Origin of the sequence: Pedobacter cryoconitis (assembly GCF_003259615.1) — a bacterium.
GTDB lineage: Bacteria > Bacteroidota > Bacteroidia > Sphingobacteriales > Sphingobacteriaceae > Pedobacter > Pedobacter cryoconitis.
On record NZ_QLLR01000001.1, the window covers coordinates 20,388 to 39,443 of the forward strand.

At 40.0% G+C, this 19,056-nt stretch carries 19 protein-coding genes; 7 read left to right on the forward strand and 12 right to left on the reverse strand.

All coding sequences use genetic code 11. The annotated features are described in order from the left end of the window. The first annotated feature begins 167 nt into the window (after positions 1-167). Positions 168-1,724, forward strand: a complete 1,557-nt coding sequence (locus LY11_RS00100) for a protein adenylyltransferase SelO (protein ID WP_111631709.1) — start codon at positions 168-170, stop codon at positions 1,722-1,724. 8 nt (positions 1,725-1,732) lie between these two features. Here the strand turns inward: LY11_RS00100 and LY11_RS00105 are convergent, their stop codons facing one another. From LY11_RS00105 to LY11_RS00135, 7 genes are all read right to left on the reverse strand, one after another. Next, entirely contained in the window at positions 1,733-2,716 is a 984-nt protein-coding gene (locus LY11_RS00105) for a 2-hydroxyacid dehydrogenase (protein WP_111631710.1), read from the reverse strand. A gap of 120 nt (positions 2,717-2,836) precedes the next feature. Further along, entirely contained in the window at positions 2,837-4,267 is a 1,431-nt protein-coding gene (gene dnaA, locus LY11_RS00110) for a chromosomal replication initiator protein DnaA (RefSeq protein ID WP_068401097.1), read from the reverse strand. A 712-nt stretch (positions 4,268-4,979) separates the two neighbouring features. Further along, complete coding sequence (locus tag LY11_RS00115; protein ID WP_211321457.1) at positions 4,980-5,405, reverse strand: organic hydroperoxide resistance protein; 426 nt, start codon at positions 5,403-5,405, stop codon at positions 4,980-4,982. Beyond that, positions 5,398-5,832: a MarR family winged helix-turn-helix transcriptional regulator gene (locus LY11_RS00120; protein WP_170132588.1), complete on the reverse strand. Its 435-nt coding sequence runs from the start codon at positions 5,830-5,832 to the stop codon at positions 5,398-5,400. Before LY11_RS00120 ends, LY11_RS00115 begins: the two co-directional genes overlap by 8 nt. 161 nt (positions 5,833-5,993) lie before the next feature. Beyond that, positions 5,994-7,184: an enoyl-ACP reductase FabV gene (fabV, locus tag LY11_RS00125; RefSeq protein ID WP_111631712.1), complete on the reverse strand. Its 1,191-nt coding sequence runs from the start codon at positions 7,182-7,184 to the stop codon at positions 5,994-5,996. Between the two features lie 41 nt (positions 7,185-7,225). Further along, a complete protein-coding gene (locus LY11_RS00130; protein ID WP_111631713.1) occupies positions 7,226-8,686 on the reverse strand; it encodes an aminoacyl-histidine dipeptidase in 1,461 nt (486 codons plus the stop codon). Between the two features lie 121 nt (positions 8,687-8,807). Next, positions 8,808-9,428 carry a phosphatase PAP2-related protein gene (locus tag LY11_RS00135; RefSeq protein ID WP_111631714.1) on the reverse strand — a complete coding sequence of 207 codons (621 nt, stop codon included), beginning with the start codon at positions 9,426-9,428 and terminating at the stop codon, positions 8,808-8,810. 184 nt (positions 9,429-9,612) lie between these two features. On the opposite strand from LY11_RS00135, the gene LY11_RS00140 reads away from it, so the two are divergent. Genes LY11_RS00140 through LY11_RS00150 form a run of 3 tightly spaced genes read left to right on the forward strand, consistent with a single transcriptional unit; the run spans position 9,613 to position 12,734 of the window. Continuing rightward, on the forward strand, positions 9,613-10,434 hold the full coding sequence (locus LY11_RS00140; protein WP_111631715.1) for an alpha/beta fold hydrolase: 822 nt from the start codon (positions 9,613-9,615) through the stop codon (positions 10,432-10,434). Between the two features lie 33 nt (positions 10,435-10,467). After that, the gene (locus LY11_RS00145; protein ID WP_111631716.1) at positions 10,468-12,102 is read left to right on the forward strand and encodes a L,D-transpeptidase family protein; all 1,635 of its coding nucleotides are present in this window, start codon (positions 10,468-10,470) and stop codon (positions 12,100-12,102) included. A 59-nt stretch (positions 12,103-12,161) separates the two neighbouring features. Further along, positions 12,162-12,734: a YciE/YciF ferroxidase family protein gene (locus tag LY11_RS00150; RefSeq protein WP_111631717.1), complete on the forward strand. Its 573-nt coding sequence runs from the start codon at positions 12,162-12,164 to the stop codon at positions 12,732-12,734. A gap of 65 nt (positions 12,735-12,799) precedes the next feature. Here the strand turns inward: LY11_RS00150 and LY11_RS00155 are convergent, their stop codons facing one another. Further along, positions 12,800-13,264: a low affinity iron permease family protein gene (locus LY11_RS00155; RefSeq protein ID WP_111631718.1), complete on the reverse strand. Its 465-nt coding sequence runs from the start codon at positions 13,262-13,264 to the stop codon at positions 12,800-12,802. A 166-nt stretch (positions 13,265-13,430) separates the two neighbouring features. Between LY11_RS00155 and lspA the strand changes: the two genes are divergently transcribed. Beyond that, positions 13,431-13,925 carry a signal peptidase II gene (gene lspA, locus LY11_RS00160; protein ID WP_111631719.1) on the forward strand — a complete coding sequence of 165 codons (495 nt, stop codon included), beginning with the start codon at positions 13,431-13,433 and terminating at the stop codon, positions 13,923-13,925. Between the two features lie 9 nt (positions 13,926-13,934). Next, a complete protein-coding gene (locus LY11_RS00165; RefSeq protein WP_111631720.1) occupies positions 13,935-14,600 on the forward strand; it encodes a peptidylprolyl isomerase in 666 nt (221 codons plus the stop codon). A gap of 14 nt (positions 14,601-14,614) precedes the next feature. Here the strand turns inward: LY11_RS00165 and LY11_RS00170 are convergent, their stop codons facing one another. From LY11_RS00170 to LY11_RS00180, 3 genes are all read right to left on the reverse strand, one after another. Then, positions 14,615-15,883: an ATP-binding protein gene (locus LY11_RS00170; RefSeq protein ID WP_111631721.1), complete on the reverse strand. Its 1,269-nt coding sequence runs from the start codon at positions 15,881-15,883 to the stop codon at positions 14,615-14,617. Beyond that, positions 15,873-16,262 carry a chorismate mutase gene (locus tag LY11_RS00175; protein WP_111631722.1) on the reverse strand — a complete coding sequence of 130 codons (390 nt, stop codon included), beginning with the start codon at positions 16,260-16,262 and terminating at the stop codon, positions 15,873-15,875. Before LY11_RS00175 ends, LY11_RS00170 begins: the two co-directional genes overlap by 11 nt. A gap of 171 nt (positions 16,263-16,433) precedes the next feature. After that, entirely contained in the window at positions 16,434-17,129 is a 696-nt protein-coding gene (locus tag LY11_RS00180; RefSeq protein ID WP_111631723.1) for an AcvB/VirJ family lysyl-phosphatidylglycerol hydrolase, read from the reverse strand. A 336-nt stretch (positions 17,130-17,465) separates the two neighbouring features. Here LY11_RS00180 and LY11_RS00185 point away from each other — a divergent pair, with 336 nt between their 5' ends. Beyond that, a complete protein-coding gene (locus tag LY11_RS00185; protein ID WP_111631724.1) occupies positions 17,466-17,831 on the forward strand; it encodes a response regulator transcription factor in 366 nt (121 codons plus the stop codon). On the opposite strand, the gene LY11_RS00190 is transcribed toward LY11_RS00185, so the two are convergent. After that, positions 17,806-18,945, reverse strand: a complete 1,140-nt coding sequence (locus LY11_RS00190; protein ID WP_111631725.1) for a histidine decarboxylase — start codon at positions 18,943-18,945, stop codon at positions 17,806-17,808. The genes LY11_RS00185 and LY11_RS00190 overlap by 26 nt on opposite strands. Between the last annotated feature and the right edge of the window lie 111 nt (positions 18,946-19,056).

The window sequence follows — 19,056 nt, forward strand, 5'->3', positions numbered from 1 at the left end:
TTATGCCCTAATCAGCAAAACCGACAACCGGTAACATCCGTATAAGTTAACAAAAATTCACATCAGTAACAAGTGCTATCTTTATAATGAACAGAAAATAAACGGAAAGATTTACCGAAGCCCGTCAAATGGCTCTACCTTTGTGTCTTAAAAAGAAGCAGGATTTTATGGAAAAATTGAGTACAAAAACGTTTAAAAATGAATTCATCACTACATTTGATGGTGATGAAAGCGGAAACTTTCCACCCCGACAAACTCCCGGCGTTTTATACAGCAAAGCTATACCCACCCCAGTTAAAAATCCTGAACTCCTGGCCTGGTCTGATGAACTGGCAGAAGAGCTTCAAATCGGTCAGCCAAATGAAAAAGACATCAATATCATTGGCGGTAATGTGCTCAACCCTTCCATGTATCCCTATGCCGCCTGTTATGCAGGCCACCAATTTGGAAATTGGGCAGGACAACTGGGCGACGGACGTGCAATTACTCTTGGAGAATGGGAAAACTCAAATAAGGCGATTTACGAGCTTCAGCTTAAAGGGGCTGGCCCAACACCATATTCCCGCAGAGGAGACGGCAGAGCGGTCCTGAGATCCTCAGTACGTGAATACTTAATGAGTGAGGCTATGTTCCATTTGGGTATTCCTACCACCAGGGCTTTAGCGCTGGTCACTACAGGAGATCAGGTGATGCGCGATCTTTTTTACGATGGAAACGCCGCCTATGAAAAAGGCGCTATTGTGCTGCGTACAGCACCAAGCTTCCTGCGTTTCGGGAATTTTGAAATGCTCGCTGCCAGACAAGAGATCCCTCAGTTGGAAAAACTGACCTCATGGACCATAGAAAGGTTTTTTCCGCATTTAACAGGAGCAAACAAAACCCTCGCCTGGTTTGAAGAAGTTGTGGATAAAACAGCCAGCCTGATGGTCGAATGGATCAGGGTAGGTTTTGTACATGGGGTGATGAACACCGATAACATGTCGATCCTTGGGCTTACCATTGATTATGGCCCTTTCTCTTTTCTGGATCAGTATGACCTTGAATTTACGCCAAACACCACAGACCTTCCCGGAAGAAGATATGCTTATGGCCGTCAGCCTTCCATTGGTTACTGGAACTTAGGCTGCCTGGCCAGTGCTATCGCGCCCCTTTTTGAACAACCTGAACAGCTTTCAGCAGCCCTGGAAAACTACAAGACAATTTACTTCTCCAAATACCACGCAATGATGGCAGACAAGCTTGGACTGGATGAGTTCAAAGCAGCAGATCAGGAGCTGATTGAGACGGTTGAAAAGACCCTGAATTTACTCAAATCCGATATGACAATTTTCTATCAGCTGTTGATTACACTGCCTGCGGAAGCCACTACGGAGGATCTCATTTCAATCCATTTTTCCCCTTCATTCTATGAGCTTCCCAACAAAGTAAATCAACAAGAGCTCTATCAAACTATAAATGCTTATCAAAAGATAATCAGCGAGAACCAAATTTCACCTGAAGCTTCACAAGAGCTCATGAGAAAAAGTAATCCCCGCTTTATTTTGAGAAATTATTTGCTTCTTCAAGCGATACAAGAACTCGAAAAAGGAGAGCAAACTCTATTTATAAAATTGCAGGAAGCACTCAAAACCCCCTATTCAACAGCACATGATGAGTTCTTTAAATTAAGACCGGAATGGGCAAATGATCAGCCCGGAAGTTCTACTTTATCCTGCAGTTCTTAAGCCTGAAATCAGGCCAGTTTATTTGCTGTAGACTGGCCTGATTCTGCAGCATCCAGGTTCTGTAAAGTTGTCTGGGCAATCTCCGTTAAAGCCTCTGTAGTGAAGAAGCCCTGGTGCGCTGTGATCAGTACATTGGAGAAACTCATCAACCTTAAAATCTGTTCATCCTCGATCAGGCTTTCCGAAAGATCACGGAAGAAAAGCTTATCCTCCTGCTCATAAACATCAATTCCGAGGTAGCCTAATTTGCCTTGTTTCAACGCTTCAATTGCATCATGGGTATCTAAAATTGCGCCTCTGCTGGTATTGATCAGCATCACCCCTTTCTTCATCTGTTCAAATCTCTTTTGATTAATCAAATGATGGGTATGTTCATTTAAAGGGCAATGGATGGAAATTACATCAGCGGTTGTCATCAAAGTATCCAGATCTGTCAGGCTAATATAAGCAGGTGCATTCTTGACTACCGGGTCATAAGCAATAACTTCACAACCAAAGCCCTGCATTATTTTTGCAAAGGCAAGGCCAATTTGTCCCAGCCCGATAATACCTGCTTTTTTGCCATTCAGGTTAAAGCCAATCAACCTTTCTAAAGAGAAATTCCCCTCTCTTACCCGGTTATAAGCTTTATGTGTTTTACGGTTCAAAGTCATGATCATCGCAACAGCATGTTCTGCTACGGCTTCCGGCGAATAAGAAGGCACTCTGTAAACATTCATACCCAATCCTTTAGCAAACTCCAGGTCCACCTGATTAAAGCCTGCACAGCGCAATACAATGGTATCTGTACCATACTGATGCAGGATCTGCAAAGTTTTAGCATCCACCTTATCATTCACGAAAACACAAACACCACGACATCCACCGGCCAAAATCGCAGTATCCGCGTTTAAAGCTGGTTCAAGGAAGATAAACTCATGATTAAAATCCTCATTAACAAGGTTAAAATACTGTTTATCATAAGATTGTGTACTAAAAACGGCTACTTTCATGGTAATTAATTTAAGGCTTAATATAAGGTTTTAAAACCCTGTTAAAATAGAAAAAGGCATCCGTAATACGGATGCCTTTTTCTATTTTAACAGGAAAACCGGCTTTTCAGCAGGATTAACCTAGCTCATCTTTAATTTTTTCTGAATATCATTTACATACCCTTTGAATTTCTTGTCTGTATCGATCAGATCTTCAACCGTTTGGCAAGCATAAATCACAGTAGAGTGATCTCTTCCACCGTAAAATGCGCCAATACTCTTTAAAGAAGATTTAGTCAGACTTTTCGATAAATACATTGAAATCTGGCGTGCCTGTACAATTTCACGCTTGCGGGTAGGTGATTTCACCATTTCCACAGGTACTTCAAAATACTCACAAACCAGTTTCTGGATATAATCCATTGAAATCTCTTTCGTGGTGTTTTTGATAAAGTTTTTCAGCATTGACTTAGCCAGACCAAGATCAATATCTTTTTTATTCAACGTAGACTGTGCTAATAAAGAAACCATTGCTCCTTCCAGCTCACGTACATTGTTATCAATGTTATTCGCTACATATTCAACTACATCCGAAGGAAGTTCAATTCCGTCAGCGTACATTTTTTTCCTTAAGATTGCGATCCTGGTTTCCAGATCAGGAATCTGCAAATCAGCTGAAAGCCCCCATTTGAAACGACTTAACAAGCGTTCTTCAACACCTGAAAGATCTTTTGGCGCTTTATCTGAAGTGATAATAATTTGTTTTCCCGACTGATGCAAGTGATTGAAAATATGGAAGAAAATATCCTGTGTTTTCTCTTTTCCGGCGAAATTATGGACATCATCCATGATGATTACATCCATCGCCTGGTAAAAGTTCACGAAATCATTGATCGTATTGTTCTTTAAAGACTCTACAAACTGCTGGCAGAACTTCTCACAAGACACATATATAACCAGTTTATCCGGTAAAGTACGTCTGATTTCATTTCCGATAGCCTGTACTAAGTGGGTCTTACCCAATCCTACAGCACCATAGATCATTAAGGGGTTAAATGAAGTTGCACCCGGTTTTGCCGCTACTGCAAAACCTGCAGAACGTGCTAAACGGTTACAATCACCTTCTACATAACTTTCAAAAGTATATTGAGAATTTAATTGAGGGTCAACATTCAGTTTTTTCAGCCCTGGTATAATAAAAGGGTTTTTAATGTCCTTATTTATAGATACCGGAACAGGCATTGATTGTGTTTTTGAAGCAGCTCCGTTGCCATTTGACGGCATGCTGGTTGTATAGGGTGAACCGCTGTTTGACGACTTATCAACCACTATATTATATTCTAAACGTCCTTCTTCTCCCATTTGCTGTTTAACTGTCTTGCGCAATAAACCAACATAATGCTCTTCCAGCCATTCATAAAAGAATAAACTCGGCACTTGTACAGTTAATATGTTGCCTTCCAATTTTAATGCCGAAATCGGTTCGAACCAAGTTTTAAAACTTTGGACCGGGATATTATCCTTAATAATCTGGAGACAGTTATTCCATACTTCGGTACAAGTTTTTTGCATAGTTATTCTATAAATTAATGGTATTCGACTTAAACAACGACCAAACACTCTGCCGTTTTGGGAGGGCGAAGATCCTAAAAATTACCAACAAAAAATCATAAAATCTCACCTAATTCATAAGTCGCTAACAGGCAAAACGATAGCCTAGAAAAAAGCGTCTTTTTTGTGGATAACTTATCCACATTGAAAATTCAGTGTTTATAACTATTGTGCAAACCAAAGGTTTTCATTCCTTATTACAGGACAATATTACCAAAAAAAGATGAGTAATCCTGTGTCTTTTACAGGCCGTCCGTAAAATAAAAAAACAGGAGAGCGACAACTTGTCATTCACTAATTATTTAGATAACAAGCATATATATCTCATTTAAAATAAATTATAATAATCAATTGATTAAACATATGAAGTATAACAGCAAAATTATCCCTGTTAACTGAACAAAGTGAACAGTTAAACCGGCCGACCCTGCATTGCTGCGCGCCAAAGCCGAAAGACGCAAAAGAGACGCACAAAAAATTAAGTAACGTTTTACACATTCCAGTAAAAGACAAATTCAGCCCAACTTATTTCAAGCAAAATAAGCCTCCTGTAAAGAATGATTTCTGTCATCGCGATATAACAGGTACATTGCAATAAGGACGTTCCAACGTCACTTAAAAAGGCAACCACGCCCTCATCTTCTATAATTCAAAGGGCACGGTTACCTTTTAGCTAAACATTTTCAAGTTCAACCTCAATGTTGCCACGGGTAGCATTTGAATAAGGACATACCTGATGTGCCTTCTCAGTCAATTTCTTTGCGAGTTCAGCATCTACTCCCGGAATAGCTACAGAAAGCTTTACAGCCAGCTGAAAGCCTCCTGTTGTGTTCTTTCCAATACTGACCTGGGCGGTTACTTTAGTTTCGCCTGTTTCCACTTTATCCATTTTGATCACCAGATTCAAAGCACTGTCAAAACAAGCCGCATAACCCGCTGCAAATAGTTGTTCAGGGTTTGTATAGGCTCCTGCCCCACCCCCAAGCTCCTTTGGCATTCTTACTTCCAGGTCCAAAACTCCGTCTGATGATTTTACATTTCCATTTCTACCACCGGTAGCACTTGCTACAGCAGTGTATAATTTTTCTATTTTATCCATTTTGTTTATTGATTGTATTTAAAATTCCTGTTAGTTTTTGCTGAAGACTGACCATTTCACCCTCAGTAATATCCAAAGCGCAAAACAAAGCTCCCGGGATTCCGGCAGCAGCATACTTTAATTTCAGCCCGCCACTGGTCAATTCGATCAGTACAATCCGTTCATCTTCTTCGCTCCTTTTCCTGGTCAGATATTTTTTTTGCTCCAGCCTTTTCAATAGCGGCGTTAAGGTTCCGGTATCCAGCAAAAGCTTCTCCCCAATTTCTTTGATACTGATTTTATTGGTTTCCCAAAGCAACAGCATCACCAGGTATTGCGGATAAGTGAGATCCAGTTTCTCCAGTAAAGGCCGGTACAAAGCGGTGATCTGTCTTGACAAAGCATAGATCGGGAAGCAGAGCTGCTGCTCCAGTTTAAGCATTTCCATACGTATTAAACGGACATTACTTAACTATATTGCGCACAATCTAATTTTGCACAATAAAAAACACAACAACATAAATATCAATTAATTAAAAATATAACACATACAAAAAGAGGGCTTCCAACTGAATGGAAGCCCTCTTTTTAAACAGGTTAAAGTCTAAATTAAACTAATCCAGGGACCTCTACCATTTCATTCGTTTCAACTTCGTAATCAACTCCGGCCACATCAAAACCAAACAAGTTCAGGAAGTCATGTTTGTAACCGGCAAGGTCACCCATTTCTGGTAAACTTTCTGTAGAAATGCCAGCCCACAACTCAGCAACTTCCGCTTGAGTAGCCGCATCCATTTCTAAATCATCAACACGGATTCTTCCTTTTTCATCGGTTGGTATCGCAGCGCCAGTATATAGTCTGTCCTGGAATAAACGCTGGATCTGCTCAATACATCCTTCATGAGTTCCTTTTGCTTTCATCACTTTATAAAGCAATGATATATACAATGGAATTACCGGAATAGCAGAACTTGCCTGGGTTACCAAAGCTTTGTTTACAGAAACATAGGCTTTACCATTCAGGTCTTTTAATTTTTCAGTGATATGGAAAGCAGTAGCTTCCAGATCATCTTTAGCACGTCCGATAGTTCCTTTACGGTAAACCGCTTCAGTTACTGATGGGCCGATATAAGAATAAGCCACTGTCGTAGCGCCTTCTGCCAGTAAACCTGCAGCTTTAAGATCTTCGATCCAGAAACCCCAGTCCTCCCCTCCCATTACGGCAACGGTATTTTCTATTTCTTCTTCATTTGCAGGTTGAATAGAAATATCAGTAACTACACCAGTATGAAAATCTACTGTTTTGTTAGTGAAACTCTGACCGATTGGTTTCAGCACAGAATTATAGACCACTCCTGTTTTAGGGTGCGTTCTGCGTGGTGAAGCTAAACTGTAGATCACTAAATCAATCTGACCTAAGTCAGCTTTAATCAAGTCTAATGTTTTTTGTTTGATCTCATCAGAGAAAGCGTCGCCATTGATACTTTTAGCATATAAACCAGCTTCCTGAGCTTTAGTTTCGAAAGCAGCGGTGTTATACCAGCCTGGTGAAGCAGTTTTACCTGGTGCAGGTGGTTTTTCGAAATACACACCTATGGTAGCGGCATCCGATCCAAAAGCACTGGTTATTCTTGATGCCAGGCCAAACCCTGTAGATGCGCCGATAACCAGCACACGTTTAGGGCCAGCTATAGCTCCTTTTGATTTCACGTAGTTGATTTGATTGACAACATTTTGCTCACATCCCTGAGGATGGGCAGTCAGGCAGATAAAACCACGTATTCTTGGTGCAATAATCATAAATTGTTCTTTAAAGAAGGTCTAAAATAATTAATTCTTTTCTATTTAGTGTTTTTTGGGATCTCTTTCAATACGCTCAGCAGGAAGCCCCAGAATTTCTGAACGGAAGAAATCTGTACCCGTTCATCCGGAGAATGTGCTCCCCTGATAGTCGGTCCAAAGGAGATCATGTCCATTCCTGGTAAATGACCTCCCAGAATACCACATTCCAGGCCTGCGTGACAAGCATCAACCTTTGGCGCTTTGCCAAAAGCAGTTTCATACATACCCGTCATTAATCTTAAAATATCGGAGTCAGGGTTGGGTTTCCATCCAGGATAGTCGCCATCTTGTGAAACTTCACTGCCCATATTTTCAAAAGCAGCACGGATCGAGTTGGATACGTCTGTTTTAGTACTTTCTACACTGCTGCGTTGTAAAGACTGGGTGATGAATACACCATCTTTAACAATGACCCGCGCTAAGTTACTGGAGGCTTCAACCAGATCCTGAATATCAGGGCTCATTCTGAAAACACCATTTGGCATCGCATAAATTGTATTGACGATCTTTTTAAAGTCAGCATTTACCATCACCTGTGCAGGCAAAGCTGTTTCGCTGAGTACGATAGTTAATGCTGGTTCTACAGTTTGATATTCTTCCTGAATTAAAGCAGTGAATTCTTTTATAAATGCTTCAAATGTTGCTTTTTCTGTACTGGCTACTACGACTACGGCAGCAGACTCTCTTGGAATTGCATTTCTTAAACTGCCTCCATTGATGGTACTCAGCTGTAAACCAATTGTCTGAGCCGCTGTAAAGAATAAACGGTTCATCAGTTTATTGGCATTTGCCCTGCCTTTATGAATATCCATTCCTGAATGTCCGCCTTTTAGCCCTTTGATCGTAATTTCAAACGCAGTGCTCAAAGCTTTTACTGCTTCTTGCTGATAAGTGTAGTTTGTATTGGTATCTATTCCTCCGGCGCAGCCGATGGTTAGTTCATCATCTTCTTCGGTATCGAGGTTCAGCAGGATAGTCCCGGAGAAATTAGCAGGATCAAGCTCTTTAGCGCCTGTCATACCAGTTTCTTCATCAATGGTGAACATCGCTTCCAATGCAGGGTGCGGGATCGTTGCAGAAGCTAATAAAGCCATGATCGTCGCTACTCCTATTCCATTGTCAGCGCCCAGTGTGGTCCCTTTTGCTTTTACCCAGTCTTGCTCCACAAACATTTCAATGCCTTGTTCGTCAAAATTAAACACGGTATCGCTGTTTTTTTGGTGTACCATATCAAGGTGAGACTGTAAAATCACTGTTTTACGATCTTCCATTCCCGGAGTTGCAGGTTTTTTGATCACTACATTTCCGGTCCGGTCTGTCACGGTTTCAAGACCAAGGTCATTTCCAAAGCTGACCATAAATGCAATGACACGTTCTTCTTTTTTTGAAGCACGGGGCACGGCGTTCAGCTTCACAAAGCTACTCCAAAGTTCCTGAGGTTCTAAATTTTTGACTTCCATTCAAAAGGGTATATGAAATAAGCCTTTATGGCAAATTCCCTGGTTAAAATTATATGTAAAGATATAAACCGTTTAAAACTAAACGGCTTTAAAGAATCGGCCAATTTAAGGATTATCAAAATTATATCCTGGCTACTGCCCGGCCAAGATACCAGAATATGTAACTAAAAACCGGTGCGGCCAGTACATCTGCGGTATAATGAACGTGTTGAACTAATAATAAAATGCCTAATATCCCTGTAGCAATGAAGATAATAACCTTTTCAGTTTTATTTTCCAGGCAAAAGCCCACCAGGCATAAAGTAGCCGTATGACCGGAAAAGAACAGGTCTTTGGTAATCAGATTTGATCCGTAAAAAATGATAGAAAAAGGATCACTCAGGTGTACCAGGTTTACAGGGGCATCGAGCGGGATCAGCGAAATCGTGAGCATCCTGGCCAGGCAGAGAAAAATATATCCCCATAAGGCAATCATGCAGATCGAAGAATTTTTGATTAACCGCCAGATGAAAAATCCTGTTGCCGGATAAAGGATCAGAAAGATATAATCGGAAACATCATGGGCCGGTAACCAGTGAAGTACCCAGTCGTGCATCAAAACCCCGTTTCTGGCCTGTATAAACAAGAAAAAATCCTGCAGGTAAAAAAGTATCAGGAACATCATTAAGATTCCTGATATAAATTTTACCCTGAAGGCCGGATATTCCCAGGCGAACTGCCAGGTCAACTGTTTAGTCTGCATTAATATGAATCAGGTTAGATTTTGTCGCGACAAATATAATATTACTTTTCCCGCCTTTATATTTTTGGAGTAAATATTGATCAAAATACGAACAAAAACAGGTCAAAATCCTGTTTTTAACTAATTAATCGCAATATTTGAGTATTGTGTTTCAGCGAAGAAACATTATAAATGCTAAAATATCATGCGTATAAAAGATCTGATTATCTGTGCTGCCTGTGTATTGACCTTGCTGATCAGTGCTTGTCAGAGCCAGGTCATCAATTACGGTAATAATCAAAAGACGGGAAAATACTTCAATATCAGGGGGTTTAAAATGTACTATGAAATATATGGTACGGGTAAACCTTTATTGATGATTCATGGGAATGGTGGTGACATCAGCTCTTTTGCGGGCAATATCCCCTATTTCTCTAAAAAATACCAGGTTATTGTGGCCGATAGCCGTGCACATGGCAAATCTGAAGACCTGCGGGATTCGCTCAGCTTTGAAATGATGGCTGATGATTATGCAGCCCTGCTGGATTCTATAAATGTAAAATCGGCTTATGTAGTAGGCTGGAGTGATGGCGGGATCAATGCTTTGCTGCTGGCTATACGCCATCCGGATAAAGTGATTAAACTTGCAGCTACAGGAGCTAATTTATGGCCGGATTCTACAGCTTTGAAACCAGAATTCTGGAAGTCTGAGCAGGAAACTTTCCTTTCTGGTAAGGACAAAGCTTTTGCCACTGCGAAGGAAAAGAATGACTGGAAAGTATTTTTACTCGATTGGAATCAGCCAAATATTCCTTTGACTGCTTTAAAACAGGTTAAATGTCCGGCTTTGATTATCGGGGGTGATCATGACCTGATCAATACGGAACATACGGTCCTGATTGCAAAAAACATTCCCGAAGGCCAGTTATGGATTGTTCCTAAGTCTGGTCATGCCACATTAATTGAGCATAAAGATGAATTTAACCACAAAGTTGATGAGTTCTTTCTAACTCCTGGCCCGCAATAATTTAATTTCAACGTTTTACTTATATTCATACCTATGAAACTAAAGTTACGCTTCAATTTTTCAAGAACAAGGCTTCCTGCTTTACTATTAATTATCCTGACTTCTTTATTTTTTATACAATGTCAGCGGAAAGAGGTTAAAAAAATAGCCAGGGACGTTACTATTACGCCTAAAAATGCAGTGACCAAACTATTAATTGATAGTATGGAACTGGAGAAATATATCACCGGAGCTAAATTAGAAGATAGTTCAGCATTAAGATTGAGGAACTTTTACAATAGCCGTAATTTCCAGTTCGCCTGGTTAACAGAAAAAGGATTGGCAGAACAAACCAGGGTATTCTACGCACTGGATAAGCGTTATGATTCGACTTCCAGAGACAGTTCTAAAAATGAATTGTTGTTACGAAAACAACTCGATGGGTTAATTAGTAAAGACACTGCTATTCTTGCGGTAAGCCCGGCTTTGGTTCAGCTGGAACTGGAACTGACCCAGCATTTCTTTAATTTTGTAACCAACGCCTATGCCGGAAAAGTAGATCCCGCAGCGTTGCAATGGTATATTCCCAGGAAAAAGATTAACGCAGTCGCTTTACTGGATTCACTGGTCGCAAAAAAAGGCGCTGGTGTAGCGGAATGGGAGCCTGTAAATGGGTATTATAAAACGCTGAATAAAGAACTGATCCGCTGGTATAGTATTCAGAAAAGAGGCAGCTGGCCGCAAATAGATGCAACTGCACTTAAAGCTATCAAAGTAGGTGATTCGGGCGCAGTAGTCTTACAGTTTAAGCAGCGGCTGATAGATTTCGGAGATCTGGAGGCTAAAGATTCTACTTCAGTTTACAATACAGAGGTAACCGCGGCCGTTAAAAAAGCACAGCTGCAATTTGGGTACAGACAAACCGGGAAACCAGATCGTTTATTACTGGCAGCTTTAAATGCCCCTGTGGAATCCCGTATCCAGCAAATGCTGATTAACCTGGAAAGAATCCGCTGGTCACCGCTGATGCCTGAAGGTAAACTGATCTTAGTGAATATCCCGGAATATAAGTTACATGTGTTTGAAGCTAAAAAAGAAGTACTCAACATGGGTATCGTAGTTGGAAAAGCGGCAAACAAGACTGTGATCTTCAGCAATACTTTAAAAAATATCGTTTTCAGCCCGTACTGGAATATCCCGCCAAGTATTGTCCGCGCAGAAGTCTTGCCTGCAATGCGCAAAAACCGCAATTACCTGGCGCAGAAAAATATGGAACAGTATGGTTTTAGTGATGGGCTGCCGCTGATTCGTCAGAAGCCAGGAAACACCAATTCTTTAGGTCGTGTCAAGTTCTTATTTCCAAATAGTTATAATATCTATTTGCATGATACCCCTGCAAAATCTTTATTCTCGGAGGATAAACGGGCATTCAGCCATGGTTGTATCCGCCTGGCAAAGCCGAAAACATTAGCTGAATATTTACTAACGGACAGACCGGAATGGACGACTGAGAAAATTGACAAGGCCATGAATTCTAAAAAAGAGGTGTGGGTAACGATGAAAACCCCGGTTCCGGTAATCATTGCTTATTTTACCAGCTGGGTAGATAAAAACGGACTGATCAATTTCAGAGAAGACATTTATGGCCATGATCAGAAGATGGCTGAACAGCTGTTTCCTGCAAAATAATAAAATAATATAAACCTTTCTATCGATGAGTGGTTATGGCTACTCAAAATCAATAGAACATGGCAACTACAACAAAAAAAACTAACACAACGACAAAAGCAAGTTCAAAAAAGACAACTGGTCTGACTGGAAAAATGAAGGATTCTGAATTCCATGAATTCTTTGTAGATGAACTGAAGGATATTTACTGGGCAGAGAAACACCTGGTTAAAGCGCTTCCTAAAATGAAAAAAGCAGCGACAAGTCCAGAGCTTGCAGCTGCGTTTGAGAAACATACACAGGAGACTCAAACACACATTGACACCTTAGAAGAAGTGTTTGCCTTATTGGAGACAAAACCTGCAGCTAAGAAATGTGATGCAATGGCTGGTTTATTGGAAGAAGCTGATTCTATTATTGCCGACACTGACAAAGGTACATTAACCAGGGACGCAGGTTTAATCCTGGCTGCGCAGAAAGTGGAGCATTACGAAATTGCTACCTATGGTACATTAGCGGTATTCGCTCAGAACATGGGACATACAGAAGTAGCGAGTTTATTACAACAGACGCTGGACAATGAGAAAGCGACTGATGTAGCTTTAACTGAAATCGCAACGGCTTATGTAAATGAAGAAGCTGCAGCAGAGTAAAATGTTAAGTATTAAATCTAAAAAAGCCTGAATAGTAAATCACTATTCAGGCTTTTTAATGTTATTTATTCGTTGTGATATTTTTTCCGGTGCTCAATTTTCTCTTTTTCCAGGTTATTTGCAGCATCTATAGAATGAGAGTTATGAATATCATCATCCTCTTCAGAAATATCAGAGAGCTTCTGGTAATATTTATGCAGTACATCCAATTCCTGCTCAGTCAGATCCTCAATATCCACCATCCTGTTACTCGCATGCCTGCTGGCAGCAATCAATTCATTTAATTTTAACTGGATAGCTTTGGAATCTTTATTCTGAGATTTCTGGATTAAAAAGACCATCATAAAGGTAATGATAGTGGTCCCGGTATTAATCACCAGCTGCCAGGTATCAGAATATTTAAAGACCGGCCCGCTGATCCCCCAAACAATGACAACTGATAAGGCTATACCGAATGCTGCAGAACTCCCCGTCCAGCAAGTTATTTTTGTAGCTAATTGCTCAAAAAAGGATTCTTTCTTCTTTTCCATGAACGTTATAATTTGATTTATTCGGGATATAACAATAAGAGCGGACTTCTGTTTTATATCTTATCTTATAATAGCCAGATTTATTTCATCATCACTGATAAGAAATCTTTTAAATTTGAGATTATAAACTAAACGGATTAAGTTTATACCGAAAATCAATGTCCGGATGAAACTTATCTTAAGAAATCTATCTATTTTACTACTTGTACTGGCTAATGCAGGCTGCGATCAGCTTTCTAAAAATGTAGCCCGTCAAAATATAGCTTACCATGAAACGATCAATGTAATTGGTAATCATTTAATATTAACCAAAGTTGAGAATTCTGGTGCCTTTTTAAGCACTGGTGATTCAATGGCAGACTCTGTAAAGTTTATATTCCTTTCTCTGATCCCGCTGCTGGCACTTTGCTATGGCATCTATTATCTGCTGAGAAATAGTCAGCTCAATAACTTACTGGTACTGGGTATCTGTTTTGTAATTGGCGGAGGCTTAGGAAACCTATATGACAGGCTTCTGTATGGCTCGGTAACCGATTTTCTGCATATAGACTTCTATATCCTTAAAACCGGCATTTTCAACCTTGCTGATGTTTCCATTATGATCGGCATGGTGATGCTGGTTATACATTTATATGTTAAGCGCACGCTTCAGTTTACTTAAAATCGTCTTATGAAAATATCAATCCTGACTATCATTTTAGCTTTCCTGATTTGCACCGTTCAAGCACAGACTAACTATGTACGCCTTTCTACCTCCAAAGGAAACATCCTGATTATGCTTTATGATGCAACTCCCAATCACCGCGACAATTTCCTCAGCCTGGTTAAAAAAGGGCTTTTTAAAGATCAGGAGTTCAACAGGGTTATTAAAAATTTTGTAAGTCAGGGCGGAGAGCTGGATGATACCATACTGGACAGAGAAAAACTTAATCCGCATGCCCATGTTCAGCGCCTGGCGGCCGAAATAAGGCCAGAACTATTTCATAAAAAAGGAGCTTTAGGGGCGGGAAGAAATGACAATCCGGAAAAGAGTTCTTACCTGGATCAGATTTACCTGGTCGAAGGAAAAATACAGACTGATGCTGAACTGGATGAACTGGAATTAAAAAAAGGTATAAAGTTCTCTGCCGCACAACGGGAAACTTATAAAACTACAGGTGGCATCCCGCGTCTTGATCAGGATTATACTGTATTTGGAGAGATCGTATCAGGACTGGCAGCAGCCAAAGCAATTAATGAAGTAGCTACAGATAAAAGCGATCATCCGCTAAAAAAAGAAGGCTTTACTATTCATATCCTGAGTAAAAAGGAAATCAGTAAAATTGCAAAGCCTTAGAAAAAATGAATTGCTTACTCCATTAATAAGGTAGTAAGCTCAGCTCTTTCTTCTTCTTCCAGGTCAACTATATTCTCCAGCAGGTGCAGCAGGCTACTCCGCTGATCAGAAACCAGTAAGGCATCAATTAGCGCTATAAAGGTCTTTTTTTGATCTATACTAAGGTTACTGAATATTTTCGGCTGAATTTCATACATGGCTTTCAGCGTATTCAGCAGGTCTTCTTTTCTTTTGGGATTAAGTGGTTCTTTATCACTCAAAGAAAGTACGCCTTCATTTTCAAAACGCTGAAGCAGTTTACTGGAATATTCTTTCAGGAAAAACTTCCTTTTTGCCCGGAGCAGTTCATTCACCTTTTTGCTGAGTAACTTATATTCCGGTGATGATTTTGAACGGTTATATAATTTCACCTGCGTATCGAACTCTGTTCCGCTGAAATCGAAATCAGTAAAAAATTCACTTTCTATATAAACACTGTGAAAATATTCGTCAGCCTTTTTATTCAGGGTCGTATATTCTTTAAACTTCTCTTCGCCCCTTTCGTTGATATAATAAACTTTGGATAGTTCTTTATGTAAAGACTCTTTCCACTGTACGAACTTCAGCTTAAACAGCGTCTGTGTGCTTTCATCCTTCAGCAGAATACCCTCTTCATAGTATTGGATATTATCAGAATAATCAAGCGGCACACCATTAATTACAATGGAATAATTCCTCTTTTTATTCAATTCCAGAAACCAGCAAAACTCTGCTTTCAGAAAAGGAATGATCTCCTGTTCCATATTCTCCTCTAAAATCTTGATATTGGAGAACAATACCCTGGTGCCTGTTTTTTCACTTAAAGGCATATCCAGCAAATTTGCCTGGTAATTATTCAAAGCGGATACCCCAATCATAATCCTGCCGCTTTTCAGTACATTATTATGCAGAAAAGTAGTTTGCCATTCGGCATCATTGGCGAACTTAAAAAAGGTTAACCTTCCTACTCCATTTTTACCGTGCATCACAGACCTGTTCCTGTTCACAGCAAGCTGAAGTGCTTTCTCAGATTCGTAAAAAGGATCGAACTTAACTTTAAGATTTTTAAAATTTATTCCATAACCGTTGTCATAAATCTCCAGACGATCCATGAAGCCCAGTTCATTGGCCGTAAAGTTAATTTCTACCGTATCAGCATTGGCATCAAAACCATTCCAGATATACTCAGCCAGCGCCTGTTTCTCATTGTAATTACGCAAAACCTTTTGTATGCCGCTGGAAGTGATATTTACATTATTTGCCATGGAAGTTTAATTTAATTTCATCTTCAATTCTAAGACTTTCTATGTGGATGGCATTCATCATTTCGGTCACAAAGGTAGCTGATAAACCTTCTTTTGCACCTGTGGTGATACTTTTTTCCAATACCTGTTTGAAGCGGTCTGCCTGCAGGGGCGGAATATTATTTTTAGCCTTATAAATGCCGATCTCTTTGACTGCCCTTTCCCGCTCTCCAATCAATTCCATTAGTTTCTTATCCAGTGAATCAATCTTATTTCTATTGATTTGCAGTGTATTCAGGCCACTATTGGGCGCTTTGACCAAGGCTTGCTGCGCAAAAGCCTCAGAATAACTCAGCAAACAAATCCCGGATAAAAACAGGATAAGGCTATATAACTTCATAATGATTTGATTTGACAGTTAAATTTAAGGTTTCGTCTGTGATTTAATTATAAAATAATTACAGATTTATTTTTGGGTCTATACAATAAAGCTCAATTATGAGCGTCTGTATATATGAGAGCGTTAATTTAGATAGCGGGGATGAGTCGGAGACTTATCCCCGTTTCTTTTTTACAGCCCTTTTATAATCGCCCTGGTTACCTGGGGAATATCATCGTCAAAACGATGAGAGCCAGGGATCGTAACCTTATGTATTTTATCCGTTTGCTTTAAAGCCTTATAAAACTCACTATCCTCGTCTTTACCGAAAATACACCAGACAGGAATTACTGATTTCGCTAATTCAGGGGTCACTTTATATTTCTCTTTGTCAGTAGACCCGAAATTCAGTAAGTTTTTCAGTTTAACTACATATCCGGTCGAAAAACCTGGCGAAAGTAAAACCAGGGAGTTTTGTTTTTCTGCTAAATGGCCCGGTAAACGGGAAGGTACAAAAGCGGCAACATCTGCCCCAAAAGAATAACCAACCAGAGAAAATGATTCCTTATTCCAGGTTTTCAGATAAGAAGACAGGATCACCTGCATATCTTTTGCAAACTGATCAGGTGTTTTCTGTGTCCAGAAATATTTGCGGGTATCGAGTACCAGTGTTGAATACCCGCTTTTAACCAGTTCTTTTACGGTTGACTCCGAAAAATTGTTCCATCCGCCATCACCAGTCAGGAATACAACCATAGGTTTATTAGAGCGCACAAAATGTGCATGCAGTGGGAATTCTGATAATTCGCGTACAGGTTGAGCATTCACGTTCATCAGGCTGAATGCCGTAATGAGCAAACAGGAGCTTAAAATAGTTATTATCTTCATGGTCTTGTTTTGTCTGAAGACTAGAGTCTCCTCTATTGCCTTAATGCAAAGTTAAGAAAAAGCCACATAGATGCGATTAATTGAATAGTGATCCTTGTCATTTTTTAGCATCAGACACAGTTTTATATTTGAACAGATAATTTATTCCATACCGGTGGATGCCGGCTCTCATTGAGGGGGTTTTACCGGGAAGTTCAACCCCCTTAATTTTTAATTTAAGAAAAACACTTATTTGGTACAAGGTTTGCCATCTATTCTATCAATAGTATATTCTGCCAGCCAGTTTCCATCACAAGGATGAAAACGGGCTTATTTCTATTAGAAACCTATTGAGAAATGATGAAGCAAATACATGTTGTAGAAGATGATCAGGATATAAGACAGATCATAGAATTTATATTAGAAGATGAAGGTTATAAAGTGCGCCTTTTCCCGGATATTTCTTCGTTCCATGCGGCTATGAAAGATAGCATTCCCGATTTGTATTTGCTCGATGTCATGCTCCCTGATGGAAATGGCCTGGAATTATGCAAGGAAATCAGAACGATGCAACAAACAAAAGACATACCGATTATCGTGATGTCTGCACATGCTTCGGCAGATACCGTTTTTCAGCAATGCAGTGCCAATGATTTTATCAGTAAGCCTTTTGATTTAAATGATATACTGTTCAGAATTAAGAAACAGATAACATTACATTAGTTTCTGCAATTTCCATGACCAATTGATCAATCTGATGTTTAGTTACATTGGGCATACAAATGATATGGCACCATCCGTTTTCTAAAGCCAGCTGCCATTTGATCCTGACATGTGAAGCTGGTTCAGGTAAATTAACAGTAATCGAATCAGGATTTCTCCAGGCATTGATACCTATCTCTTTTAACCTCATTTCCGCATAAGCAGCTACTTCAAGGCTATGCAAGGCTCTTTTCTTAAACCCTTCCAGTCCCAGGCTTTTAATCATATACCATAAAAACAAAGGGGTATGTCCGTTTCTGGACCCGGTAATTGTCGTATCCATACTGCCTGTATAAGATACCGAACGGGCAATACGGTCGCGGTTATTCTTCTTCACCACCACTACGCCGCAAGGGATCGGAGAGCCTATAAATTTATGTCCGCTAATGGCGATACTGTCCGCACCATCAGCAAAATCAAATGCCGGACGGGGTTCTATGAAAGCACTGTAGCTCCCTGAAAGCGCACCATCTGCGTGAATATAATAATGTTGTATGGCCAGTTCCTGTAAAATACTTCTGATCTTGCGTACATCATCACGGGCCTCGGTCATTGTGGTCCCGATATTGGCAAAGATGATCACAGGCATATGTCTGTTCATTTTGATTGTATCTCTAAGATCGTCATAATCAATCTCGCCGCTTGCCTGTGTACGGATTACAATATTAGGCATATTTAAAAGGTGCAGGTTTTTCTGCACACTATAGTGCGTGGCCTGCGAAAAATAGACCATTCCTTTGGGATGAATTTCCCGGGCCAGGTATAAACCATAAAGATTTCCTTCTGAACCTCCATTGGTCACATATCCCCACCAGTTATTGACCGGAGCTCTGAACAATGACGCAAAAAATTCCAGTACTTCCCTTTCCATTTCACGCGTCCCTACATTATAGGTAGAGGCCACAAAAGGATCTCCAAGGTTGTTAATTGGATAGTTCAGAAATTTCGCCAGTTCAGAATAATCAAAATCTTTCGATACCGGGTATCCAAGCATTAACTCCGAATCAGCAGTTAATCTCTCCATTAATTCCTTCAGTCTCCCTGCGTTTTCCGCTGATAAGTTATGCTGTTCCATTTTACAAATACAATTGGTTTAAATGATATGTAAATTAAGGAATCCTGATTCTTTAAAACTATTATTTGGCATAAATTAGAAAACAAACACTATTATATGGATATTTACAGG